The sequence below is a fragment of the Streptomyces prunicolor genome (assembly GCF_045162825.1).
GTDB lineage: Bacteria > Actinomycetota > Actinomycetes > Streptomycetales > Streptomycetaceae > Streptomyces > Streptomyces prunicolor.
Map to the genome: position 1 here is coordinate 7,022,041 of NZ_CP108676.1, position 24,519 is coordinate 7,046,559.

The window sequence follows — 24,519 nt, forward strand, 5'->3', positions numbered from 1 at the left end:
GATGGGCTGCCCCGCGCGGCGAGGGTGGGAAGCGCGCGGGGGATTACCACGTACGGAGCGCAACCGGCCCCGGGTCCCCTACCTTCCGTACGGGGTCGGATCGGTGACCCAGCCCGCCGTCAGGACCAGGCGGGACTCCCGGTGTACGGCCAGGAAGCCGAAGGGGCGGTCGAAGCGGGCCTTCACGACGGTGGTCGTGCAGCGGAGGTCGGGCAGGGCGCCGCCGGCGACCGGAGCGATCGCGGTCACCGCGCCCGCACGGAAGCCGAGTGCGCCGAACTGGGCCACGGCGGACTGCTCGGCCTGGCCGATGGCCAGCGGGGACGGGCTGATGCCGGGGAAGTGGCCGTCCCCGCTGTCCATCGCCGTGGTGAGCCCGAACAAGCCGTGCAGGCCCCGGAGATCGTGCCGCGCCCGCATGTCGTACGCCACCGTCGTGACGTACAGCTCGGGCGGTCGCGGTGTGGTGCACCGCTGTTGCTCGACGAGCAGGCCCGGTCCCACCTCGCCGTACGGGAGTTGGCCGCTCGGGACCACCGCCAGTCGGCGGGCCAGCACGTCAACTCCCGTGCCCAGCACCTGACCTGGCGTCATGCGCTGTTCGCCGAGCAGCAGGTGGACGTCGATCCCGTTGTCGCCGGGGACTTTCAGCTCGGTGACGTGACCGTGCGGGCCGCCCACCACGCCGACCCGGTCGAGACGAACGCCGGTGCGGTGCAGGCCCACCAACTGCCGTCCCTGCCAGGGGCCGGTGTCCGGGCGGAGCCTCAACTCGCTGAAGGGGCGCGGCCATTCGGTACGGAGCGCGAGCGCGCTCGCCAGGACCATGAGCACGTCCTCGTCCAAGGTGACCGGCATCCGCTCGATCAGCCCGTCCGTCCGCTCGGCGGCCCAGGCGTCCAACGCCTGCTGGCAGGCCGGGAGATCCTCGGTGAGCACACCGTGCGTGTCCGCCGGCAGCCCGGCCCGCCATCCCTCCCGTAGGGGCAGTTCGCGCCTGGTCCACAGGCCGAGCGCGGAGTTCAGGCCGGGTATCGACGCCATCCGGGCCAGCAACTCCCGTGCGGCGGCGGCAGCTTGGTCGGCGGGCATGCCCACCGCGTCCGCCAGCTCCGCCCGCGCGGCGCCGGACGCCCCGTCGGCGAGAAACGCGAGCAGCGGCCACACCCCGGCCGCCGAGAACACCGTGCCGCCGGACACCGAGCCCGCCCAGCGCGCCGTCAGCCGATTGGCCGCCTCGACCGCGCCCCCGAGCGCCGCACCGTCAACTGCCGTGCCGCCGACCGCCGTTCCCTGCACCGCTCCCAATTCCGCCCCCGTGAGTTCCGTGACACAAGACCGCGCCACCTCGCCATCGCAAGATCGCGTACGGGAAGGCTATCGTCGGCCGCGCAGCCCCCGGTGCGCAGCCCCGACGATCAGCCGCGACGATCAGTCCCAGTCCTCCTCGGGGTACAACTCCGGTTCCGTGACCCACCCCGCCGCCAGCACCAGCCGTGAGTGGCGGTGCAGGGCGAGGAAGGCGAAGGGGCGGTCGAAGCGGGCGGTGACGGTGGTGGTCACGTGGCGAAGGTCGGGCGGGGCACCGCCGGGGATGGCGGCGAAGGCCGTCACCGCCGCCGCGCGAAAGCCGCGTCCGCCAGCTCCGCCCGCGCCGCACCCCCGGCGCCGTCCGCCAGCAGAGCCAGCAACGGCCACACCCCGGCCGCCGAGAACACCGTGCCGCCGTCGGCGACCCCGGCCCACCGCGCCGTAAGCGCGTTCACGGCCTGCACGGTCGCTCGCGTAACCCGCATTCCACCCCCGCTCACCTCGCGCTTACCATGCGCCAAGTCGTACGTCAGTTCCGCATCTGAAGATCTCCAGCTCTCCCCCCGGAGATCCCCGCCTGAACCAGGAGCACGGTACCCGTGTCCATACCCCCGCCCCCTCAGGGTCCCGAAGGTCCCCAGGACCAGCCCCCGGTCCCGGCTCCCGACCCTCAGGCGTCCACCCCGTACAACCCGTACGCCCCACCGCAGCAGGACTCGTACGCCCCGCCGTCGGCGGACCCCTACGCCCCGCCCCCGCAGACCCCCTACGGCGCGCAGCCTCCGCCCCAACCCCCGTACGGCACACAGCCGCAGAGCCCCTACGCCCCGTACCCCCAAGGCGTGCAGACCCCTCCGGGTCCCCCGAGCCCCTACGGCCCCCAGCCCTACCAGACCTGGTCCCAGGGCTACACCCCGTACAACAACCCCGCGCCCCTCAACGGCATGTCCGTCGCCGCGCTCGTGCTCGGGATCCTGTGCTGCGTGCCGGGTGTCGGGCTCGTCCTCGGGCTGATCGCGCTGCACCAGATCAAGAAGCGGGGCGAGCGTGGGCGGAGCATGGCGGCGACCGGCATGGTGCTGTCGGCGTTCGGGCTGGTGGTGGGGGTGCTCGGGGTGACCGGCGCGGCGACCGGGTTCTGGGACGACGTCAAGGACAGCGCGCGGAACAACGCGAGCGCCTCCCCGGTGAAGGGCGAGTGCTTCGACGCGCCCAGCGGTTCGCTGGAGGGCATGACGTACGACTTCGACGTGGTGTCCTGCGACGGCGAGCACGACGGGGAGGTGTTCGCCGTGGTCCGGATGGGCAGCGGCTCGTATCCGGGGGACAAGAAGGTCACCGCCACCGCCGACGACAAGTGCTACGCCCTCCAGGACGCCTACGCCATGGACGGCTGGGCCGTACCCGACGACGTGGACATCTACTACGTCACCCCGACCTCGCAGAGCTGGAGCCTGGGCGACCGCGAGATCACCTGCGTGTTCGGCAACACCGACGAGGAGGCGAGCCTGCCCGGCGGTTCGCTGCGCAACGACGCCACGAACCTCGACTCCGACCAGGTCGCGTATCTGAAGGCGGCCCACGTCCTCAACTCGGCGCTGGACACGGCACCGGACGCGCAGTACGTCGAGGACGACCTGCCGGGGCACAAGGCCTGGGCGGGCCGGGTCTCGACCGCGCTCACCCAGCAGGCCGATCTGCTCGACGGCCATGAGTGGTCCGGCACCTCCGCCGAACCGGCCGCTGCCCTGGTCAAGGATCTGCGGGCCGCGCAGAAGGAGTGGGCGAAGGCGGCGAAGGCGTCCGACGCCGACGAGTTCTACGCCCACTACGACAAGGGCGCCGACCTGATCGACCCCCAGAAGTCGGTCACCGCACGCAAGGCTCTGGGGCTCGCCACGACCCCTCCCGCGTACGACGAGAACGACGGTGGCGAGGACAGCGGGGGAGGCGCCGGCGGCATGGAGGTGTGACGGCTCCTATAGCGGGGAGAAAGTGCCTGGGTAAAGCCCACACCGGGGATAAGTCATCACATCGAGTGATTCTCTGGCCTTTGCTTGCATGGCACAACCCACGGTTGCCAGGCTGTTGCTGTCTGTACAACCTGATGGGAGCGGCCAGTGACATTCGGTGAGCAGCCGGCGTATCTGCGCGTCGCGGGTGATCTCCGCAAGAAGATCGTCGACGGCCAGCTGCCCCCGCACACCCGGCTGCCCTCGCAGGCCAGGATTCGCGAGGAGTACGGGGTCTCCGACACGGTCGCGCTCGAAGCGCGCAAGGTGCTGATGGCAGAAGGGCTGGTCGAGGGCCGCTCCGGGTCGGGGACGTATGTGCGCGAGCGTCCCGTGCCGCGGCGCGTGTCCCGCTCCGGGTTTCGGCCGCCGGCCGGGGCCACCCCGTTCCGGCAGGAGCAGGCCGAGGGGGAGGCGCGCGGCACCTGGGAGTCCAGCAGCGAGCAGGCCGAGGCCAGCGTCACGATCGCCGAGCGGCTCGCCCTCAAGCCCGGCGACCGCGTGATGTGCACGAAGTACGTGTTCCGGGACGCCGGCGAGACGATGATGCTCTCCACGTCCTGGGAGCCCCTCGCGGTGACCGGCCGTACGCCGGTGATGCTGCCCGAGGAGGGGCCGCTCGGCGGCATGGGGGTCGTCGAGCGGATGCGTGCCATCGACGTCGTCGTGGACAACGTCACCGAGGAGGTCGGCGCCCGGCCGGGCCTCTCCGAGGAGTTGCTCTCCCTGGGGGGAGTCCCCGGGCATGTGGTCCTGGTCATCCAGCGCACGTACTACGCCTCGGGCCGCCCGGTGGAGACGGCCGACGTGGTGGTCCCGGCCGACCGTTACCGGATCGCCTACCACTTGCCGGTCAAGTAGCGCACCGCGTAGTGCGCTCAGCGTGAAGTAGTCCACCCCATACGGCATTTGTCGCCGGAACCGACCAATTCGCCCTGCCCTGGGCGCCGTTGGATTCCGGTCTTTCTCGCAGGTCGTTCACGACGCCTGTAGCGTGCCTCTCACCGGATGCATCGAGGTGCGCCAACGGCGCGTTCGTCATCGTGCGCCCCCTCCGTCCTGGCTGGTTGCGTACCTCTTTGTGAAAACTCGTATTCGCTGCGTGAAGGTTAGGCGTAGGCTCCGGCATATGCGGATTGCGGTTTCCTTATGGGGTGGGGTACGGCACGAACCGCGAGCAGGAGGCGGAGGGGCGCGATGGCGATGAACGACGACACGATCACCCTGCCCTGGCTCGTGATACGGCAGGACGACAACGGCAATCGCAATCGCTACCGCGTGGGCAGATACGCCACCCGCGCGGAGGCCCAGAAGATCGCGGACAGCCTCGACGACCGCGGCCACAAGCAGCTGTACTGGGTCGAGCGGATCGGACAGAGTGAGGACGCCACCCGCAACTGACCGCACCCTCGCACCCCGTAGGCTCCGGCGCATGACGACACGGATCGTGGTGGTCGGAGCCGCCCTGTTCGACGGCAACGGCGGCAGCGACGGCGGCCGACTGCTCGCCGCCCGCCGCAGCGCTCCGCCCGAACTGGCCGGACGCTGGGAACTCCCCGGCGGCAAGGTCGAACCCGGCGAGCGCCCTGATGCCGCGCTGGTGCGCGAGTTGCGCGAGGAGCTCGGCGTCGACGCCGAGACCGTGGAGCGCGTCCCGGGGGAGTGGCCGCTGAAGCCGCCGTACGTCCTCCAGGTCTGGACGGCCCGGCTGCTCCCCGGCTCGGCGGAGCCCGCGCCCCTCGAAGACCACGACGAACTGCGCTGGCTGGCTCCCGCCGACATCTGGACGGTCGACTGGCTCGACCAGGACGTGCCCGCCGTACGGGAGGCGCTCGCGCTCGTCGAGGCCGGGGCGCGCTGAACTCGTCGCCGTGCGCAGGGCTGCCGGGCCGCTTCGGACTCGTCGTGGGCCGGGATGACGTAGGCCGGGATGGCGGAGCGCGGCGGACTCGGCGTACGCCGTTCGTGCCACAGTGCGCCCTCCGGGGCGGTACCGGGCCCTGAATATCGGGTATGTGCCCATTAACCCCATGAAATCGGACATGGGTGAGCTGGCTGGCCCGGGATGTGATCGGCTTGATCGACACCGAAGGCGACTGCGCCGAGTGGACCTTTCCCGCGGACCCCGGAGCCGTCCGCACCGCACGCACCGCCGTCCGCGGCCAGTTGCGGGACTGGGACCTCGACGCCCTCGCCGACATCGCGGCGCTGCTGGTCAGCGAGCTGGTGACCAACGCGCTGCGGCACGCCACCGGACCCATCGGCGTCCGGCTGGTCCGCCCCGTCGGCCCGGACGGAGTCCTGCTGGTCGAGGTCTCCGATCCGCTGCCCGACCCGCCCCGCGAGCGCGTCGCCCGCCCCGAGGACGAGAGCGGCCGGGGTCTCCAACTGGTCGCCGGTGCCTGCGTCCGCTGGGGTACCCGACCGGGCGGAGCGGGCAAGATCGTATGGTTCGAGCTGGCGGTCCCGGGGTGAAGCGATGCCTCGGCCGGCTGTACGAACCGGACAATGGTGTCCATCGACTGGTTCAGGCCTGTGACGGTTGTCGATCGGCGTGGTTCGACTGCGTGTCCGCTGGTTAGAAGACTGGGAGTGTTGTCGCAGGCCGGTCCGAAATGCATCGGGATTGTCCTGTGATCGTGAACACCGTGTTGTGCGGCGCCGTAGTGCTGGATACTGCGGGCAGCCGCCCCCGGTGACCGGTGCCGGACGCGGTGAGCTGGAGGGGACGGTTCGCGTGAGCGAGATACCAGCGAAGGCCACGGAGTCCGAGGACCCGTCGGACCGCGCGAGGGCTGAGGCCGCGGGTCACATCGACGTGCCCGGAGGCGACAGCCTGACCGCCGCTGACGTCATGTCGGGTGTGTCCGGCGGCGACGCGATGACCGTCGGCGACGCCATGTGGCAGAGCAGCCCACCCGGCTCGATCTACGACTACATCAAGGTCGCCTCCTTCTCCATAGGCCCCGACGGGCTCGTCGACCAGTGGAGCCTGCGGGCCGAGCAGCTGTTCGGCATCCCCACGGAGCGCGCGGTGGGCATGGATCCCATCGAGGCCTTCGTCGACCCCGAGTTGCACGAGCGCGGCCAGCGGAAGATGGCCGAGATCCTGGACGGCCGGGAGTGGACCGGAGTGGTCCCCTTCAAGGTGCCGGAGACTCCGGAGGGGGAGCCGGGCAAGGAGGGGCTCGCCGAGGTCTATGTGATGCCGACCCGGACCGAGGAGGGTGAGCGGGCTGCCGTCTGCATCGTCGTCGACGTCCGCATCCTGCGTCGCATCGAGACCGATCTCGCCGCCTCGCAGTCGATATTCGGTCAATCTCCGTTCGGGTTCCTGCTGATCGATCCCGACCTGCGGGTCCGGCGGGCCAACCAGCAGATCGCCAACACCTTCGGCGGCACCCCCGACGACCACCGGGGCAACGGCGTCCAGGACTATCTGCAGAGCCCCGAGGCCGAGCGGGTCACCGCGACCCTGCGCCGCGTCCTGGAGACCGGCAACTCCATCACGGACATGCACGTCACCGGCCTGGTGCCGGGTTCCGAAGAGCGCCGCCACTGGTCCATCAACCTCTACCGCGTGCACAGCGGCAGCGGCCGCCCCATCGGCATCGCCTGGCTCGGCACCGACGTCACCGCCCGCCGTGCAGCCGCCCGCGAGGCCGCCTCCGCGCGGCGCAATCTCGCCCTTCTGAACGAGGCCGGCGCCCGCATCGGGAACTCCCTCGACCTGGAGACCACGGCCCGCGAACTCCTCGACGTCGTCGTCCCCGGCTTCTGCGACCTCGCGACCGTCGACCTCTACCAGGGCCTCCTGGCCGGCGACGAGACCCCGCCCGGCCGCGCCGACGGCAGCGCGGAACTCCGCCGGGTGGCCTTCGCCAGCGCGGTCTCCGACGCCCCCTTCGTGGGCGGCGGCGCACCCGTCGCGATCGGCGCGGTCCACCACTACCCCTTCAACTCGCCCTGCGCGGACGCCCTGCGCACCGCCCGCCCGCAGTACGTCCCCGCCGAGGAGGGCGGCCCGGTCCAGTCCACGCTGGCTGTGCCGATGGTCGCCCACGACACCGTCGTAGGACTGGTGCAGTTCGCCCGTACGAAGGGCAGCGAGCCGTTCGGGGACCGGGACCGGGATCTCGCGGTGGAGCTGGCGGCGCGGGCCGCCGTCTGTATCGACAACGCGCGGCTGTACCGGCGCGAGCACGAACGGGCGTTGATACTGCAACGGTCCCTGCTCCCGCCCGGCGACCCGGAGGCATCCGGCCTCGACATCGCCTGCCGCTACCTTCCGGGGAACGCGGCGACGGAGGTCGGCGGCGACTGGTTCGACGTCATCGAACTCCCCGGCCACCGCACGGCGTTGGTGGTGGGCGACGTGATGGGGCGGGGTCTACGCGCGGCGGTGGCCATGGGTGAACTCCGCACGGCCGTCCGCACGTTGGCCCTCCTGGACCTCGAACCGGCCGAAGTCCTCTCGGCGTTGGACGAGATCGCGCGGGGCCTCGGCACCCCCGGCGGAGTCCAGCAGGCGACGAGGGCGGCCCGCCGCCCTCGCGAGGCGGACCTGGCGGAGGTATACCTCGCGACCTGTATCTACGCGGTCTACGACTCGGTGACCAGGCGCTGCACCTTCGCCAACGCGGGCCACCTGCCGCCGGTCCTGGTGGAACCGGGCGAGGCCGCGCTGATGCTGGACGTCCCGCCCGGCATGCCCCTAGGGGTCGGCGGCGAGCCCTTCGAGGAGGTGGAGGTCGAACTCCCCGAAGGCGCGCTGCTGGCGCTCTACACGGATGGACTGGTCGAATCCCGCGACCACCCGCTGGACGAGGGCCTTCAGGCGTTCGTGGGCGCCCTGACCGACCCGGCGACGCGTGGTTCGTCCGACGGCAACCCGTCCACCGCGGCGGCCCTGAACGCCGAGACCCACCGCGACCTGGAGGACGTCTGCGACCACGTCCTCAGCACCCTCGACACCCACCACGGCGAGGACGACATCGCGCTCCTCATGGCCCGCGTCCAGGGCCTGCCGGAGGACTCCGTCGGCGACTGGACCCTGCCGCGCGAACCACGCAGCGTGGGCCGCGCCCGCGAGTACGCCCGCGCCCGCCTCCAGTCCTGGGACCTCGAACCCCTCATCGACACCACCGAGTTGCTGGTCAGCGAGCTGGTGACGAACGCGCTGCGGTACGGCGAGGGCGAGATCAGGCTCCGTCTCCTCCTGGACCGCACCCTGGTGTGCGAGGTCTGGGACGCGGGCCTGGTCCAGCCGCGCCGCCGCCGCGCCCGCGACACGGACGAGGGCGGCCGGGGCCTGCAGTTGGTCGGCCTGCTGTCGGCGGCGTGGGGCTCCCGCCGGACGCCACGCGGAAAGACGGTGTGGTTCGAACTGCCGTTGCCGGACGGGGAGAACGGGATGGTGGACCCGGCGGAGGCGCTGCTCAGTCTGTTCTGACGGTTCTGACCGCCCTGACGGTTCTGCCCGCTCTGACGGTTCTGGCGGCTTTGGCTGGTCCCGGCTGTGGTGTTCTACGTCGGCGGAACGCCCCGGCGTTTGCGGGTGGCCGGTCCGCCGAAGCAGAGGGGTGGGCCGCCGTCCGGGTCCTCGCCGAGGAGGATCCCGCCGAGGACCGCCCCGCCGACCCCGCTCGTGTGCGCGTCGACGGCACCGGCGTACGGGTTCCCATGCACACGGACGTCCTGCTCGGCCAACTCCCGGGCCTCCAACCCGGGTACGTCGGCTGCGGCGGGGTCGGTGGTGAGCAGCAGCTCCGCTTCGGCCAGCCGGGTGCGGGCTTCTACGCCCACGGCACCCCGGTGCGTCGCGATGAAACCGTCCGCCGAACCGACGTCACTCCGCCCGACGAGCCACGCGGCGGCGCCGAGGACTCCGTCCCGTGTCCCGCCCAGGGGCAGCAGGGCCTGGACGATGCGGCGCAGGGCGTCGAGGGGGTCGTAGCCGTGGGGGCGGTCGCCGGCCAGTTCCTCCCGTACGGCGGCGAGGGTGGCGTGGGCGTGGGCGAGGTGGGTGTGGAGCGGCCCTGTTGGTGATGTGGCCGTTGCCCTTGTGATGTCGGATTCGGCGCCGGTGAGTGTGGCGGGCACCAACTCGGCGGCGGTGGCGAGTGAGTCGGCGAGCCGGTCGACGTCGTTGAGGAAGGTGTCGGCCTGACTGATGGCTCCCTCGGCGGCGCGGAGGTCGCGTATCGCTTGGCCGGTGTCTCCCAAGTCGGCTGCCTGGCGGGCCTGGTTGAGGTGCGTGGTGGCGAACACGAGCCGGTCCTTGGCCTGTTCGACGTATCCGGTGACGGTGGTGGTCGCGGTTGCCGGGTGGCGAGCGTGGAGGTCGGCGAGTGTGGCGTCCACGCTTCCCGCACGGCCGGCGAGTTCCCGAAACCGTGCCTCTGCGATGCCGAGGGAGGCATTCAACTCCTCCTCCAGCGCCCGGAGTTGATCAAATGCCGGTGCTTCGGCATCCAGTCGCCGCCCGGCTTCGGCGCACCGTCCGACGATGCCGGCGAGGGCGTGCCGCCGGGCGGCGTCTTCTTCCGGGACCCCTTGGTCGTAGCGCAGGCGTATCGCGAAGGCGGCGGAGAGCTCACGCTCGGCGTCCCGCAGGGCCCGTACGAACGGTTCGATGGCCGTGTCCCCGAACTGGGCCTGGACGAAGGCGAGTTCCTCACGGCTGGTGCGCAGGCAGTCGTCGGCCTGGACGAGGGAGGCGCCGGCTTGGCGTTCGAGTACGGGGAGCGGGGTGACAGGAGGTTGGGCTGATATGACACCGACACCGACGCCGGGAGTCGTACGGGTACGGGCCCTACGGGTGCGGCGCACGTACCCGTACCCCGCGAGTACGCCCACTCCGCCCAGGGCGACGAGGGGGAGGACGAGGTCGGCGGCGGATGTACCCCCCTCGGCGTCCTGCCGCCCCGGCCCGCCCGCGACGGCGACGGCCCCACCGCCGGTGGCCGCAACCGGAACCTCCGCATTGATCGTCATCACCGGCAACACCAGCCACACGACCCCGACGGCCCCACCCAACACGGCATGTGCCACCCGCACGGATATGTGGGAGGTCCCGCGCCGCGGCCGGCCCCGTATCAAGGATGACGTCACATTTCGGAGCGTATGAGCAGGAATGCGGGCGCGCGACCGGGATGGGCCTGGGGTGGGACGTGAGGTGTACGGGGGCGAGTGAGGTGAGGGGTGTACGGCTATGGGGAGGGGTGACGCGGGGATGCGGCGTGTAGGGGGTACGGGGGCGGGGGCTGGCTCGGGGTCTGGGACTGGCTCGGGGCCGAGGGCTGGTGAGGGAGACGCGCAGGCGGCGGAACTGGAGGCTGGGGAGGGGGACGTGTCTGGTGGTTCCGGGGCGGGAGAGGACGAAACGGAGACGTCGGCTGACCCGGTGATCGAAGAGGGAACCGCGTCCCCAGGTGCGGAGGCCGGGGACGCCACGGCCGGTCCGGGGGCGCCCGCAGGATCGGGGTCTGAGGACACGGACGCGTCGGCGGATCCCGAGGCCGGAGCGGCGGAAGCGCCAGCGGGGCTGAAGGCGGGGGAGACGGGAGCGCCGACGGGCCCGAGGGCCGGTGATGAGGATGCGGCCGCTCGCTTGGAGGCTCAGGAAGGTCACGTCGAGGCCCGTCCGGCGGTCGGAGACGGAGCCGAGCGGGAGGAAACACAGGCGGGGAATCACGACGGGAGCCAAGCGACCGGCGGGGCTGTGGGGACCGGCGGGGCTGTGGGGACCGGCGGGGCTGTGGGGACCGGCTCACCCGAGGTCGCCGACGGTGTCGTACCTCCACAAGGGCCACCCGCACCCGACGACGAAAGTAGTACGGGTGGGCGGGGTGGGAGAGCGAAGTGGGTTCGGCGGAGTGTCCTCGCTGTTGTGCTTGCCCTGGTGCTGCCACTCCTCGGTGCTGAGACCGCCCTTCGGATCAACTACACCGGCGAGCCGGCCGACGGTACGTACACCAGGGATCAGGACGCGATCTGGCTGGGCCATGCGTGGGTGGACGGGCGTAAGACCGACGCGGATATCGCGGCGCTCGCCGGGCGGCTGAAAAGCACCGGTATCCGCGACCTGTACGTCCATTCAGGCCCCCTGGAGCACGACGGCACCCTCCCGGAGTCGGACTATCCCAGGGCGGCGTGGTTGATCGAGTCGGTGCACAGGGAACTTCCCGGGGTCCGGGTCCAGGCCTGGCTGGGGGACAAGCTCGCCACCGAGAGCCCGGACGGCCTGCGCCTGCAGAACCCCGCGACCCGCACAGCCATCGTCGCCTCGACCCGCCAGATCCTCGCCGCCGGCTTCGAGGGCGCCCACTTCGACCTGGAACCCCTCCACTCGGGCGACGCGAACTACCTCGACCTCCTCGACCGACTCCACGAGGTCACCCAGGCGAACCACGCCCAACTCTCCGTCGCCGCCCACCAGATAGACCCGCTCCCCGCCTTCCACTCCTTCTGGGGCACCGTCACCAATCACCCCAAGTGGTGGTCGCAGGCGTACTTCGGCCAGGTAGCCCGCCGCGTCGACCAGATCGCCGTCATGTCGTACGACACGATGCAACCCCTCCAGAGCCTCTACGGCGGCTACGTCGCCCAGCAGACCTCACTCGCCCTGGAGGTCACCCCGGACTCCACCGACCTCCTCATGGGCCTGCCCTTCTTCCACGAGAACCGCTTCGGTCACCATGGCGCCGCCGAGACCGTCCCCGCCGCCGTACGCGGCGTACGCCTCGGCCTGTCCCGCACGGACGCGGACCGTACGAACTTCGGTGTCGCCCTGTACGTCGACTTCGCGGCGACGGAGGCGGACTGGACGGCGTACCGGGAGGGCTGGGTGCGATAGGCGCACACGCTCAAGTTCCCTGAAAACACCGCGCTGTTCGGAGCCCGGGGTGCGATGATCGGCCAGGTCCGATGGGGGTGGGCGATGGTGTGGACGGTACTGGCCGCGGCGGCCTGTGCGCTGATGGCCGTGAGCGGAGTCGTCGCGGTGACGACCGGCCGCATGTTGCCGACGCTGCAAGGCCGGGTCGTACGGCCCGAGTTGTGGGGCTACGGCCAGCTGGTCTTCGCGTCGGGCATGGCGACCGGGATCTCCCTGCGCTGGTGGGCGAGTTCCCTGGCCTTGGGCGACGCGGGTGCCGCGACGGCGCTCGCCCTGATCGCCCTCGGCGGTGCACTCCAGTGGCGCGCGCAGCGCCCCGCGCTCCGATGACCACCACCCGCAAGACCCTCACCCGCACCGACCTGGCCCCGTTCGCCCACGCCGTCGGCCACACGCTGAACGACGTCACCCGCCTCCGGGGCGGTTCGAAGAAGGGCGTCTACCGCCTGGCCTTCCAGGACCGTTCGACCGCTGTGGCCTACGTCTGGTCGCCGGACGAGGATCTCTGGGACGCCGGCCCCGGCGACCCCCGAGACCCCTTCTCGCACGCCTCCGGCCTCACCCTCTTCACCGGGGCGGCGAACCGCCTCGCCGCAGCCGGCGTCCGCGCGCCCCGACTCCTCCACGCCGATCCCACGCACACCCACCTCCCGGCGGACGTGGCGATCGTCGAGGACCTCCCGGGCGGCACCCTGGAGGACCTGCTGGACGGCGCCCCGGCCGCCGTACCGAAGGCGGATGCGCTGGAGCGGATGGCGGCCCTGCTCGACACCCTGCACGCCTGCACGGGCCCGTGCTTCGGCAAGGTCGCCGTCGTCGACAACGGCGGTTCCTCGTACGGCGGTTCGTGCACGGAGGTCGTCGTAGAACGCGCCCTGAGCGACCTCGCCGAACTCACCGCACGCGAGCCCCGAGTCACCGCCGTACACGCCCAACTGGCCGACTGGCTGGGGGTGTTGGCCGCGCGGATCCACCACCGCACCGTGCGCCCCGCCCTCATCCACGGCGAACTCGGCCCCGACCACGTCCGCGTGACCCCCGACGGCGACCTCGCCCTCATCGACATCGAAGGCCTGATGTACTTCGACGCGGAATGGGAACACGTCTTCCTCCGCCTGCGCTTCGGCCGCCACTACGACGCCCTGCGCACCGAAGGTACCGAGGCCCTCGACGCCAACCGCCTGAGCCTCTACCGCCTGGCCATGCACCTCTCCCTGGTGGTCGGCCCCCTTCGTCTCCTGGACGTCGGGGACTTCCACGACCCGGAGTTCATGCGCGGCATCGCGGAACACAACCTCCAGCAGGCGCTGTCCCTCGTGGGGCGGACGTGACCGGCGTCGACGTCTGGGCGGGCGTACGCGAGCGGGTCCTGGCGCTGAGCGCGGCTCCGCACCGGGACAAGGTGTTCGGCGCGCACGAGCATGCCTTCAAGCCGGCCGACGTCCTGACCAGGCAGCAAGTCACGGATATCGAGGCCAGGTTGGGCATCCGACTGCCCGACGAGTACCGGACCTTCCTGCTGGAGGTCGGTGCGAGCGGGGCGGGCCCCGAGTACGGGCTGCTCCGCCCCGACCCGGAACGCGAGCCCTGGCGCCCCGGCACCGAGCCGCCCGTCGTCGACCAGGACTTCGCCGACCGCCTCGCCGCCCACTCGGACGTCGAACCGTACGAGGGCGCGCCGGGAGCACCCGCCGACGAGCGGGAGCGGCGGGCGGCGTACGAGACCTGGGAGCGGGAGTACGACTCCCTGGACGAACGGCTCGCGGCCGGCACCCTCTGTCTGAACCACCAGGGCTGCGGCTACTTCACACTCCTCGTCCTCAACGGCCCCCGGCGCGGCACGCTTTGGGACGACCTCCGGGCCGCCGACGAGGGCATCGTGCCGTTGCAGGGTGCCCGGGCCGGCTTCGCGGGCTGGTATCTGACCTGGCTCCGGGACGCGGAGCGGCACGCGTGGGGAGGCGAGCGATGAGAACCAGCCCGCCGACCGAGACCGAGACCGCGGCCGGCCTTGGTCGGCGTCGCCGCCCGACCTACGAAGAACGCCTCCCGATCTTCGACCCCAGCCACACCAGCGGGTCGTACTTGCGGTCAACTGCCCGTTCCTTCAAGGGAATCAGTGCGTTGTCCGTGATGTGGATGCCCTCGGGGCAGACCTCGCTGCAGCACTTGGTGATGTTGCAGTAGCCGAGGCCGTGTTCGTCCTGGGCGGTTTTCTTGCGGTCCAGGCCGGAGTCCGCCGCCGCGTCCAGCGGGTGCATGTCCAACTCCGCGACCCGCATGAGGAATCGGGGGCCGGCGAACGCCGTCTTGTTCTCCTCGTGGTCGCGGACGACGTGACAGGTGTCCTGGCAGAGGAAGCACTCGATGCACTTGCGGAACTCCTGCGCGCGGTCGACGTCCTCCTGCATCATCCGGTATTCGCCGGCCGCGACCCCCGCCGGCGGTACGAACGACGGGATCTCCCTGGCCTTCTGGTAGTTGAAGCCGACGTCCGTGACCAGGTCGCGGACCACGGGGAAGGCGCGGAGCGGGGTGACCGTGATCGTCTCCTCGCGGGTGAACACGGACATGCGGGTCATGCACATCAGCCGGGGGCGGCCGTTGACCTCCGCCGAGCACGAACCGCACTTGCCCGCCTTGCAGTTCCAGCGCACGGCGAGGTCGGAGGCCTGGGTGGCCTGGATGCGGTGGATGATGTCCAGGATCACCTCGCCGTCGTTGACTTCGACCTTGAAGTCCTCAAGGTCGCCGCCCTTGACGTCCCCCCGCCACACCTTGAAACGGGCCTCGTAGCTGCTCACTCGTACAGCTCCTCTTCGGCGAGGTACTTGACCAGCTCTTCCTTCTCGAAGAGGGCGAGCAGGTCGGCGCGGATGGGTTCGGTGGTCTCGCGGGTCAGGGAGATCTGGCCGGACACCGGGTCCGCCGCCGCCAACCCGCCGTTGGGATCGGTCAGTTGGCAGATCAGGTTGATGCGGCGCCAGTCGCGGCTCATGCCCGGGTGGTCCTCGCGGGTGTGTCCGCCGCGCGACTCGGTGCGCTCCAGCGCCGCCCGGGCCACGCACTCGCTGACCAGCAGCATGTTCCGCAGGTCCAGGGCGAGATGCCAGCCGGGGTTGAATTGCCGGTGGCCCTCGACTCCCGCCCGGCGGGCCCGTACTCGAAGATCCGCCAGTTTCTCCAGCGCCTGTTCCATCTCGCCCTCGCGGCGGATGATGCCGACGAGGTCGTTCATGGTCTGCTGGAGTTCCTGGTGGAGGGTGTACGGGTTCTCGGGTGTGCGGCCGTTCTCCTGGCCGGGTTCCGGGCCCTCCGCGGAGAAGGGGCGCAGTGCCTCCGCCGCCGCCAGGTCGACCTCCGTGTCGTCCACCAGCGGGCGGCTCTCCGCCAGGTCGGCCGCATGGTCCGCCGCGTGCCAGCCCGCCCTGCGGCCGAACACCAGGAGGTCGGAAAGGGAGTTGCCGCCGAGCCGGTTGGAGCCGTGCATGCCGCCGGCCACCTCACCGGCCGCGAACAGCCCCTCCACTCCGCGTGCCGCCGCGGTGTCCGAGTCGACCGCGATGCCGCCCATCACGTAGTGACAGGTCGGCCCGACCTCCATCGCCTCCGCCGTGATGTCGACGTCGGCCAACTCCTTGAACTGGTGGTACATGGACGGGAGTCGGCGCCGGATCACCTCCGCCGGCATCCGCGTCGACACGTCCAGGAAGACCCCGCCGTGCGGTGAGCCGCGGCCCGCCTTCACCTCGGAGTTGATGGCGCGGGCGACCTCGTCGCGGGGGAGCAGTTCGGGGGGACGGCGGTTGTTGTCGGGGTCCTCGTACCAGCGGTCGCCCTCCGCCTCCGACTCGGCGTACTTCTCCTTGAAGACGTCGGGGATGTAGTCGAACATGAACCGCTTGTTCTCGGAGTTGCGCAGTACTCCGCCGTCGCCGCGCACCGACTCCGTGACCAGGATGCCCTTCACGGACGGCGGCCAGACCATGCCCGTCGGGTGGAACTGCACGAACTCCATGTTGAGCAGGGGCGCTCCGGCGAGCAGTGCCAGCGCGTGGCCGTCGCCCGTGTACTCCCACGAATTCGACGTCACCTTGAAGGACTTGCCGATCCCGCCGGTCGCGATCACCACGGAGGGGGCTTCGAGGACCATGAAGCGGCCCGTCTCGCGCTCGTAGGCGAAGACGCCGGAGACCCGGCCCGCGGCGGAGCCGCCCATGGATGCAGTGTCCTTCAACACCCTTGTGACGGTGCACTCCTGATAGACCTTCAGGCGGGACTCGTAGTCGCCGGTCTCCTTGTAGTCCTCCTGCTGGAGCGACACGATCTTCTGCTGGAGCGTGCGGATCAGCTCAAGTCCCGTACGGTCGCCGACGTGGGCGAGGCGCGGGTACTCGTGGCCGCCGAAGTTGCGCTGCGAGATCCGGCCGTCCTGCGTACGGTCGAAGAGGGCGCCCCAGGTCTCCAACTCCCATACCCGGTCCGGGGCTTCCTTCGCGTGCAGCTCCGACATGCGCCACTGGTTGAGGAACTTGCCGCCGCGCAGGGTGTCCCGGAAGTGGACCTGCCAGCTGTCGTGGGAGTTGACGTTGCCCATCGCCGCCGCGATGCCGCCCTCGGCCATCACCGTATGGGCCTTGCCGAACAGCGACTTGCAGATCACCGCCGTACGGGCTCCGCGCTCGCGCGCCTCGATGGCGGCCCGCAGACCGGCGCCGCCGGCACCGACCACGACGACGTCCCACTCCTGTCGCTCGACCACGGACATCAGAAGGCCCCTGCCAATCTAAAAGAAGCGCGGATCATTGAAGGCTCCGGAGGCGACCAGGTACACGTAGAAGTCGGCGGCCGCCACGCTGATCAACGACGCCCAGGCGAGCTGCATATGACGGTTGTTCAGCTTCCCGACGAACTTCCACGCCTTGTAGCGCACGGGATGCTTGGAGAAGTGCTTGAGCTTGCCGCCGACGATGTGCCGGCAGGAGTGGCAGGAGAGGGTGTACGCCCAGATCAGCACGATGTTGGCCACGAAGACGAGGGTGCCCAGGCCCATGTGGCCCCAGTGGTAGTGCTCGTCGCGGAAGGTCAGCACGGTGTCGTACGTCAGCGTGCCCGCCACAAGGAGCGCCGCGTAGAAGAAGTACCGGTGCATGTTCTGCAGGATCAGCGGGAAGCGGGTCTCGCCGCTGTACTTCTTGTGCGGCTCGGCCACCGCGCAGGCCGGGGGCGAGGCCCAGAAGCCGCGGTAGTAGGCCTTGCGGTAGTAGTAGCAGGTCAGGCGGAAGCCGAGCGGGAAGATCAGGATGATGATGGCGGGGGAGATGCCCCACCAGCTGCCGAAGAGGTCGGCGTTCGGGCCCGCGTGCATGGTTCTGCACCGGTCGGCCAGACAGGGTGAGTAGAACGGCGAGACATAGGGCGCCGCGTAGTAGTTCGAGTCCGCGAAGGCTCGCCACGTCGAGTAGACGATGAAGGCCAGCAGTCCGGCGGCGGTGCCGGCCGGGGCCAGCCACCAGCGGTCGGTCCGCAGATGCGGGGCGGCGATCGCGGCGCGCGTACCGGTGTGTACGCCGCCGCTCTTCGGTTGGGGTTCCGTACCAGTGGCCAACTTGAAGACTCCGGTCGGTTGCTGGGGACGCTCAGTGGCCGGGGCCGTGGTGGGCGCCGAGTCCCTCGTCGTCCGTGTCCGTCCACAGGCTCTTGTCGTACGGGGCGTCGGAGATGGGGACGAGATCGGGGCGCCGGGGGCGCTCGATCCCTGGTGCGGCATCGCGCAGCAGCGCCACACTCTCGCGCAGCCGGTCGGCGTCGGCCTTGACCCTGCGCATTTCCAGGCCGCCGCTGCCGAATTGGTTCTCCAGCCGCCCCACCGACCTGAACAGGTCGTCGAGACAGCGCTGGACTGACGTCAGTTCGTCGTGCACGGACATGACATGACCTCGCTTCCGTGGGCGTCGGCCCTGGACGGCAACGTTCATGCGCCTGCGAGTGTTGCGCGCCACACCTGCCGGTGGGAAGCGGTGTGCACGGATTGGCCGGGGTGCGTTGGTGTGTACGGGGGCAGATTCGAACATTGCGCCGCACGGGTGGGCTTCCCGGCGCCCCTCGCCGTGTCGCCCTCAAAGGCTGAACCGTTTCCTCTTCAGTGGCCGCAAAGATCTGATCAGCTCCATATACGCCCAAAAGTGATCAGAAGCCCGCGGCTTACCGGAGGTAGCAGTGATGTCCCACGACGGCGTCAGACTGCGCGCGGTCATGCGCTCGGTCGCCTTCCTCACCGCGGGCGCGCTCGCGGTGCCCACCCTCGCGGCGTGCAGCTCGGACAACGAGTCCGGCAAGCCGCTCGCCGGACAGGACATCGCGCCGGTCGGCCGTGACCTGGTCGCCGACGGCGGCACCCTGAACTGGGCCGTCGACGACGTACCGGAGACCCTCAACACGTTCCAGTCGGACGCCGACGACGCCACCACCCGCGTCGCCCAGGCCGTCCTGCCCGCGATGTTCCGGCTCGACGCGCAGGGCCGGCCGCAGCGTGACGCCGACTACCTGGAGTCCGCGAAGGTCGTCGACACCGAGCCCAAGCAGGTCGTCCTCTACAAGCTCGACCAGCAGGCCGTGTGGAGCGACGGCCGCGAGATCGGCGCCGCCGACTTCGCCGCCCAGTGGCGCGCCCTGTCCGGCAAGGACTCCGCGTACTGGACCGCCCGCAACGCCGGCTACGACCGCATCGAGAAGATCGAGCGCGGCGCCAACAACCTTGAGGTCAAGGTCACTTTCAGCAGGCCGTACGCCGACTGGAAGTCGCTGTTCTCGCCGCTGTACCCCAAGGACGTCATGGGCACCCCGGACGCCTTCAACGACGGCGCCCGCCGCAAGCTGAAGGTCACCGCCGGCGCTTTCGGGGTGCAGAAGATCGACCGCAAGGACAAGGAGATCGTCCTCGCCCGCAACCCGCACTGGTGGGGCCGGCCCGCGAAGCTCTCCGAGATCGTGCTGCACGCCGTACCGCTCGACAAGCGGGCCGCCGCGCTCGCCGACGGCACGGTCGACCTGGCCGAGATCGACCCCGCCGACGCGAGCCGTATCGCGCTCGCGGGCCGCGCGAAGGGCACGAACACCCCGCTCCAGGGCGCCAGCGCGAGCCCCACGAGCAAGGACGAGAACAAGAACGAGAGCCGGCAGCAGAAGAAGCTCGGCAAGAAGCAGCGCAAGGCGCTCGCCAAGTACCTGCGTCAGCAGGACGCGTTGCGCGCCTTCACCGTCCGCCGCTCCTTCGAGCCCGCCTACACGCAGCTCGCCCTCAACGGCTCCGAGGGCCCGCTCGCCGACGAGCGCGTCCGGCGTGCGGTGGCCCGCGCGCTCGACCGTACGGCGCTGGCCAAGGTCGTACTCGCGCCGCTGGGTCTGCCCGCCGTGCCGGTCGGCAGCCACCTCGCGCTCTCCGGGCAGGTCGCGTACGCCGACAACAGCGGCGCGCTCGGCGACCACGACACCACGGAGGCGCAGGCGCTGCTCACCGATGCCGGCTGGGTGCCCGGCGGGCCGCTCAAGGACAAGGGCGAGAAGGCCGCCGGCGCCGAGGGCAAGAAGAGCAAGAAGGACGACGAGGCCGACTCCGAGGGCGGCTCCGACGGGCAGTACATCGTCGGCGAGGACAACAAGGACCCGCAGGACCACACCAAGAAGCACGACAAGGCTTCCAGGCACGGCGGTGACGAGGGCTCCAAGCACCTCGCCGACGGCAAGCAGTACGACGGCCGGAAGGTGAAGCAGGGCGGCGCGCCCGGCGCGTACGCCCCCAAGGGCACGGCCGCCCCGGCGGGTGCGAAGACCGGGGTGCTCGCCAAGGACGGCAAGCCGCTCACCCTGCGCTTCGTGCTCCCCTCCGGCACCGGCTCGGAGTCGCTGAGCGCGGTCGCCGACAGCATTTCCCGGATGCTGGAGAAGGTCGGCATCCGCACGGAGATCACCAAGGTCTCCGACGACAGCTACTTCAAGGACCACATCGCGTCCGGCCAGTACGACCTCGCCCTCTACTCCTGGCCGGCGTCCGCCTTCCCGGCCACCGACGCCCGCCCGATCTTCGCCAAGCCGGTCCCGGCCGCGGACGGCTCCCTGAACGTCGAGCAGAACTACACCCGCGTCGGCACCGACCAGGTCGACCAGCTCTTCGACCAGGCCGCCTCCACCCTCGACGAGGACGAGTCCGCCGCCCTGGTCCGCAAGGCCGACGCCCGCATCTGGGCGGCGGCCGGCTCGATCCCCCTCTACCAGCGCCCCCAGCTCACGGCCGCCCGCAGGACCGTCGTCAACGCCGGCTCCTTCGGCTTCCAGACCCCGGTCTACGAGGACATGGGCTTCCTGAAGAAGGGGGCGAAGGTGTCGCCGAGCCCGTCGTCCGGGAGCTGATCCGGCCGGAAGCCTCAGAATCGCCTCAATTCGCTTGCCCCGCCCGCTGTGCTCGGTCAGAGTGACGCAATCCTGATCACAGCGGGCGTCCTCTTTTCACGAGGACGACGAGGACAACGAGAACAACGGGGTGGCCATGTACGGGGGAACACGAAGGACGTCGGCCGTGGGTTTCGCACTCGCGGCGCTGCTCGCCGGGGCCGTGGGCTGTACGAGCGGATCCGGTGACGCGGGAAAGACGAGCGGCAGCGCGACGGCCGGCACCAAGGAGGCGCAGCCCGCGGTCGCCGGCAAGGCATGCGCGAACGGCACGTACACCTGGATCAACATCGAGAAGCCGACGCGGCTGCTCGGGGTCTCGGACGTGGAGACGCTGGGCAAGGGCGGCGGCCCGCTGAAGCACAAGGTGCGGCGACTGGCCACGGTCCAGGTCGCGGTGCAGGCCGGGCCCGGTGCCCCGGCGGCGAAGGAGATCCTCACCTCCCTGGGCAGGAAGATCGGCGAGATCGACTCCGACGGCGACTATGTGGGGGCGTTCACGGAGGTCGGGAGCAAGGGACCGGAACTCAACGCCGACGACGGCGGGACGCTGGACGGGGCCGGGCGGTTCGTGCAGTACGCCGCCGTGCGGGTCGTGGAGGCGGACTTCCGCTACACCTGCCCCGGAGGCAAGGTCACCACCGGGCACGCGGAGAGCTGGATCGTCCCGATCTCCGGCGTCCTCGAATGCACCGAAAGCACTGGAAACGCCACGGCTCGTGAGGCGGCCCGCCTCTCCTGCGGCGCGGACTCGGTCGCCGCGAAGGCCTGACCCCACCCCTCCGCAGGGTCCGCCGGGCCCTGCGCAGGCCTCTTCCCCGTACGACACGTACGGCCGCCGCCCCGCAGTCACTCGCGGGGCGGCGGCCGTCGTACGGTGCGCGGTGCCGGGCCGGGGGCTACGACCTGGGCCGCGCCGGTGTGGCCGTGAGCGAGAGCTCGAGGTGTGCGGGCCTCGGGGCCCCGGTCTCCGTTGAGCGCCAGATTTCCGGCGGTTCCAGCGCTGGATCTCCTCGCAGGATCGCCGACTCCAGGTCCTGTGCGCGCCGTCGGACGTCCAGCCCGTATTCCTCGGCGAGAAGCAGCCGCATGTCACGCAGGACGGCGAGCGCGTCGATCTTCCGGCCGCTCTGGTAGAGGGCGAGCGCCAGCCGTTCGGCGAGGGACTCGCGGGCGGGGTATTCGGCGAGCAGACTGGTCAGTCTCGGTACGGAATCCGCGTGGCAGCCCTCCGTCATTTCGAGGTCGGCGAGCATTTCGTTGGCACGGAAACGCTCTTCGTCCAGGCGGGCGCAGGCGGTCTCGACGAACGGCGCGTGGACACCGGTGAAGGGGGTTCCCCGCCAGAGGCCGAGTGCCGAGCGGAGCAGCCGGATGGCCTCGGTACGATCACCGCGCTGCCGGTCCGCCGATTCCAGCAGGCTCCTGAAAATCAGCAGATCCAGGTCATGGGTGGCGATGCGGAAACGGTAGCCGCCGGGATCGGTGACCAGCCCCTTGGTGAATCGTCCGGGCAGTTCGGAACGCAGTGCGGAAATGGCGTTGTGGACCTGGGCCCGGGCGGTGTGCGGTGGTTTCTCCCCCCAGAGGGCGTCGATTATCTGCGACAGGCTCACCGTCGTGTTGGCATGGAACAGCAGATGGCTCAGAAGGGCCCGGAGACGGGGTCGTGAAACATCCACGGGCCGGCCATTGTCCCGGACCGCGAAGGCGCCCAGGAGCACATAACGAGAGGTAACTGAACCTTTGGATTCCGTCTGTCCGAATATGTCGGCCATATTCCCCCTAAGGACGCTTTGGCCGCGGCACAGGTGGCCGGGTAAGAGCCCGTAAGTAGCATGGCGTCTGTGGCCGAAGCAAGAGGTTTCTGTGGCCGGGACGGGGGTCGTCGGGCGGAAAGCCAGTCGTTTACCGGCCTCATTCGCGGGCCGGGACGGGTTCGCGATCGACATAGCCCGAGGCCTGGGCGGCGAAGAGGCGGGCGTAGATACCGGCCCGGTCCATCAGCTCCTCGTGCGTGCCGCACTCCACGACCCGGCCCCGGGCCAGCACGACGATCTTCTCCGCGCTCCGCACCGCCCCCAGCCGATGCGACACCAGCAGGCTGGTGCGTCCCTTCCGGAACCCGGCCAGTGTCGCCAGCATCTCCTGCTCCGCCTCCGGGTCGAGGCTCGCCGACGGCTCGTCGAGGATGAGGAAGTCCCGGTCCTCCCGCAGGAGCGCCCGCGCTATCGCCACCCGCTGCCACTGTCCCCCGGACAGCAACACACCGGGCTCGTCACCGGAGGTGGCCGATTCGAGGACATGGATTCTGGACAGCTGCGTCTCGTACCCGCGGGGAAGTCGTGTCAGGGCCTCGTGGACACCGGCGCGGTGCGCGGCCCGCCTGACCCGCGGGGAATCCTGCCACGCGGTCAGATCCCCGATGGCTATGTTCTCGTGCGCCGTCATGTCGTAGCGCATGTATTCCTGGAACGCGGCGGCAATCCTGTTCCGGTATTCGGTGATGTCCAGCTCGCGTATGTCGGTGCCGTCCCACAGGATCGCGCCGCGCGTCGGATCGTAGAAACGGCAGAGGAGTTTGATGAGGGTCGACTTTCCCGCTCCGTTCAGGCCGACGAGCGCTGTTGTCCCGCCCACGGATATCGAGAGGTTCACGCCCCGCAGGACCCATTCCTGATCGTCGCCGTATCGGAACCAGACGTCCCGGAGTTCGATTCCTTGCCGGAGCGGATGTGTCTTTTCCGGATGAGGTGTCAGGGGGAGGTCGGGTTCGACGGTGAGGAGTCCCATGAACTGCTGGAAAAGGGCCGCGAGTTCATGGGTGCTCGCCACACTCGCCGCGAGCACCGCAAGGGCGCCCTGTATCGACGAGACCGCGGCGACGAGCATGGTCACATCGCCGACGGACAGCTCGCCCCGGCAGGCGACGGCGATCGCCCAGACCAGTCCGCACCCGGCGATCGACGCGGCGGCCAGCGCGAGGACCGCCTGCACGCGCAGCATTCTGCGGTCCAGTGAGTCCCGGGCCCTGTTGATGCGCGTACGAGCGGACAGCATGCGCTGCTGGAACATCGACCCGATGCCGAACAGGCGCATCTCCTTGATGGCCTCGACGTCGGTGAGCAGTTGCTCGTAGAAGAGCTCGCGCCGTTCGTCGGGGGTGGTCGCGCGCACCAGGTCGACGCGCTCGCGCGAGAGCGAGACCTCGGCGACCACGACGGCGAGGCCGAACAGCATCACGACGATGCCCAGGGCAGGAGCCGTGGCGAACAGCGAGCCGACGAATCCGGAGATGGTCAGCGCGGCCGTCGCCATGCCCAGCGTGTGATCCACGAGGTAGAGAGCCTCGCCACCGCCCTGCCGCTTGGCGATCTGCAGGCGGTCCAGGAAGTGCGCGTCCTCGAATCTCGCCAGCCCCGGCAGCCTGCCCATCGACGCGAACAGCCCGGCCTGGGCGCGCAGACCCACCCGCCGGCTCAGGCTCGTCCGGGCATAGGTCGCGAAGTGGGGGAGGGCGCCGGTGAGCAGACCGGTGACGACGAGACCCAGTGCCGGGACGATCGTCGAGTCGAGCGACGCGCCGCCCGTGATGTGATCGAGGACGCTCTTGGTCAGCCAGGCGACGGCGACGGGCAGCGCGCCCTGGACCAAGGACACGGCCACATACGCGGAGAGCAGCCAGGGCGCGGCGGTGAAGGCGAACCCGCCCGCACGGACCGTGACGCCCGCCAGGGCTCCGACCTGTCCCGCGTACCGCTGTGCCCGACCGGGCCGGCGTTCCGCCCGCTGTGTCACCTTGTCCCCCATCCCCATCTCCCCCTCCCCGACCGGGAGTTGCCCCATGAC

21 protein-coding genes and 1 pseudogene are annotated in these 24,519 nt (G+C 70.5%); 12 read left to right on the forward strand and 10 right to left on the reverse strand.

From position 1 onward, the window contains the following. Positions 1 to 78 precede the first annotated feature (78 nt). From OG588_RS32415 to OG588_RS32425, 3 genes and pseudogenes are all read right to left on the reverse strand, one after another. Complete coding sequence (locus OG588_RS32415; RefSeq protein ID WP_405950350.1) at positions 79 to 1,299, reverse strand: serpin family protein; 1,221 nt, start codon at positions 1,297 to 1,299, stop codon at positions 79 to 81. Between the two features lie 132 nt (positions 1,300 to 1,431). Then, complete coding sequence (locus OG588_RS32420) at positions 1,432 to 1,563, reverse strand: hypothetical protein (protein WP_405950351.1); 132 nt, start codon at positions 1,561 to 1,563, stop codon at positions 1,432 to 1,434. Positions 1,564 to 1,631: 68 nt separating this feature from the next. Then, a pseudogene (locus OG588_RS32425) lies at positions 1,632 to 1,796 on the reverse strand (proteinase inhibitor I4 serpin); the annotation flags it as partial. A gap of 114 nt (positions 1,797 to 1,910) precedes the next feature. Between OG588_RS32425 and OG588_RS32430 the strand changes: the two are divergent. The 6 genes from OG588_RS32430 to OG588_RS32455 all read left to right on the forward strand — a co-directional run bounded on the left by OG588_RS32430 (position 1,911) and on the right by OG588_RS32455 (position 8,775). Then, the gene (locus OG588_RS32430; RefSeq protein WP_405950352.1) at positions 1,911 to 3,284 is read left to right on the forward strand and encodes a DUF4190 domain-containing protein; all 1,374 of its coding nucleotides are present in this window, start codon (positions 1,911 to 1,913) and stop codon (positions 3,282 to 3,284) included. Between the two features lie 147 nt (positions 3,285 to 3,431). Next, entirely contained in the window at positions 3,432 to 4,184 is a 753-nt protein-coding gene (locus OG588_RS32435; protein ID WP_405950353.1) for a GntR family transcriptional regulator, read from the forward strand. Positions 4,185 to 4,526: 342 nt separating this feature from the next. Then, positions 4,527 to 4,724, forward strand: a complete 198-nt coding sequence (locus OG588_RS32440; protein WP_405953266.1) for an SPOR domain-containing protein — start codon at positions 4,527 to 4,529, stop codon at positions 4,722 to 4,724. A 31-nt stretch (positions 4,725 to 4,755) separates the two neighbouring features. Further along, a complete protein-coding gene (locus tag OG588_RS32445) occupies positions 4,756 to 5,184 on the forward strand; it encodes a (deoxy)nucleoside triphosphate pyrophosphohydrolase (protein WP_405950354.1) in 429 nt (142 codons plus the stop codon). A gap of 206 nt (positions 5,185 to 5,390) precedes the next feature. Then, positions 5,391 to 5,798: an ATP-binding protein gene (locus tag OG588_RS32450; protein ID WP_405953267.1), complete on the forward strand. Its 408-nt coding sequence runs from the start codon at positions 5,391 to 5,393 to the stop codon at positions 5,796 to 5,798. A gap of 262 nt (positions 5,799 to 6,060) precedes the next feature. Beyond that, entirely contained in the window at positions 6,061 to 8,775 is a 2,715-nt protein-coding gene (locus OG588_RS32455; protein WP_405950355.1) for a SpoIIE family protein phosphatase, read from the forward strand. Between the two features lie 74 nt (positions 8,776 to 8,849). Here the strand turns inward: OG588_RS32455 and OG588_RS32460 are convergent, their stop codons facing one another. After that, positions 8,850 to 10,319 (reverse strand): hypothetical protein, encoded by a 1,470-nt coding sequence (locus OG588_RS32460; RefSeq protein WP_405950356.1) that lies wholly within the window; start codon positions 10,317 to 10,319, stop codon positions 8,850 to 8,852. Positions 10,320 to 11,082: 763 nt separating this feature from the next. Here OG588_RS32460 and OG588_RS32465 point away from each other — a divergent pair. The 4 genes from OG588_RS32465 to OG588_RS32480 all read left to right on the forward strand — a co-directional run bounded on the left by OG588_RS32465 (position 11,083) and on the right by OG588_RS32480 (position 14,194). Beyond that, positions 11,083 to 12,180, forward strand: a complete 1,098-nt coding sequence (locus OG588_RS32465) for a hypothetical protein (protein ID WP_405950357.1) — start codon at positions 11,083 to 11,085, stop codon at positions 12,178 to 12,180. Positions 12,181 to 12,264: 84 nt separating this feature from the next. Continuing rightward, on the forward strand, positions 12,265 to 12,552 hold the full coding sequence (locus tag OG588_RS32470; RefSeq protein ID WP_019058440.1) for a hypothetical protein: 288 nt from the start codon (positions 12,265 to 12,267) through the stop codon (positions 12,550 to 12,552). Further along, positions 12,549 to 13,553: a phosphotransferase family protein gene (locus tag OG588_RS32475; protein WP_405950358.1), complete on the forward strand. Its 1,005-nt coding sequence runs from the start codon at positions 12,549 to 12,551 to the stop codon at positions 13,551 to 13,553. Before OG588_RS32470 ends, OG588_RS32475 begins: the two co-directional genes overlap by 4 nt. Next, positions 13,550 to 14,194: an SMI1/KNR4 family protein gene (locus OG588_RS32480; RefSeq protein ID WP_405950359.1), complete on the forward strand. Its 645-nt coding sequence runs from the start codon at positions 13,550 to 13,552 to the stop codon at positions 14,192 to 14,194. The genes OG588_RS32475 and OG588_RS32480 overlap by 4 nt, the downstream gene beginning before the upstream one ends. A 61-nt stretch (positions 14,195 to 14,255) precedes the next feature. On the opposite strand, the gene OG588_RS32485 is transcribed toward OG588_RS32480, so the two are convergent. The 4 genes from OG588_RS32485 to OG588_RS32500 are packed head-to-tail and all read right to left on the reverse strand — an operon-like array spanning position 14,256 to position 18,152. Next, positions 14,256 to 15,026 (reverse strand): succinate dehydrogenase/fumarate reductase iron-sulfur subunit, encoded by a 771-nt coding sequence (locus OG588_RS32485; RefSeq protein WP_405950360.1) that lies wholly within the window; start codon positions 15,024 to 15,026, stop codon positions 14,256 to 14,258. After that, positions 15,023 to 16,990 carry a fumarate reductase/succinate dehydrogenase flavoprotein subunit gene (locus OG588_RS32490; RefSeq protein ID WP_398851621.1) on the reverse strand — a complete coding sequence of 656 codons (1,968 nt, stop codon included), beginning with the start codon at positions 16,988 to 16,990 and terminating at the stop codon, positions 15,023 to 15,025. Before OG588_RS32490 ends, OG588_RS32485 begins: the two co-directional genes overlap by 4 nt. Positions 16,991 to 17,008: 18 nt before the next feature. Continuing rightward, positions 17,009 to 17,830 (reverse strand): hypothetical protein, encoded by an 822-nt coding sequence (locus OG588_RS32495; protein ID WP_405950361.1) that lies wholly within the window; start codon positions 17,828 to 17,830, stop codon positions 17,009 to 17,011. A gap of 31 nt (positions 17,831 to 17,861) precedes the next feature. Further along, positions 17,862 to 18,152: a hypothetical protein gene (locus OG588_RS32500; protein WP_329256769.1), complete on the reverse strand. Its 291-nt coding sequence runs from the start codon at positions 18,150 to 18,152 to the stop codon at positions 17,862 to 17,864. Positions 18,153 to 18,444: 292 nt separating this feature from the next. Here OG588_RS32500 and OG588_RS32505 point away from each other — a divergent pair, with 292 nt between their 5' ends. Both OG588_RS32505 and OG588_RS32510 read left to right on the forward strand, forming a co-directional pair. Continuing rightward, positions 18,445 to 20,631, forward strand: coding sequence for an ABC transporter family substrate-binding protein (locus OG588_RS32505; protein ID WP_405950362.1), 2,187 nt, complete (start codon positions 18,445 to 18,447; stop codon positions 20,629 to 20,631). 166 nt (positions 20,632 to 20,797) lie between these two features. After that, positions 20,798 to 21,442, forward strand: coding sequence for a hypothetical protein (locus OG588_RS32510; RefSeq protein ID WP_405950363.1), 645 nt, complete (start codon positions 20,798 to 20,800; stop codon positions 21,440 to 21,442). A gap of 127 nt (positions 21,443 to 21,569) precedes the next feature. On the opposite strand, the gene OG588_RS32515 is transcribed toward OG588_RS32510, so the two are convergent. Both OG588_RS32515 and OG588_RS32520 read right to left on the reverse strand, forming a co-directional pair. Then, positions 21,570 to 22,448, reverse strand: a complete 879-nt coding sequence (locus tag OG588_RS32515) for a BTAD domain-containing putative transcriptional regulator (protein WP_405950364.1) — start codon at positions 22,446 to 22,448, stop codon at positions 21,570 to 21,572. A gap of 139 nt (positions 22,449 to 22,587) precedes the next feature. Then, entirely contained in the window at positions 22,588 to 24,480 is a 1,893-nt protein-coding gene (locus tag OG588_RS32520) for an ABC transporter ATP-binding protein (RefSeq protein ID WP_405950365.1), read from the reverse strand. Between the last annotated feature and the right edge of the window lie 39 nt (positions 24,481 to 24,519).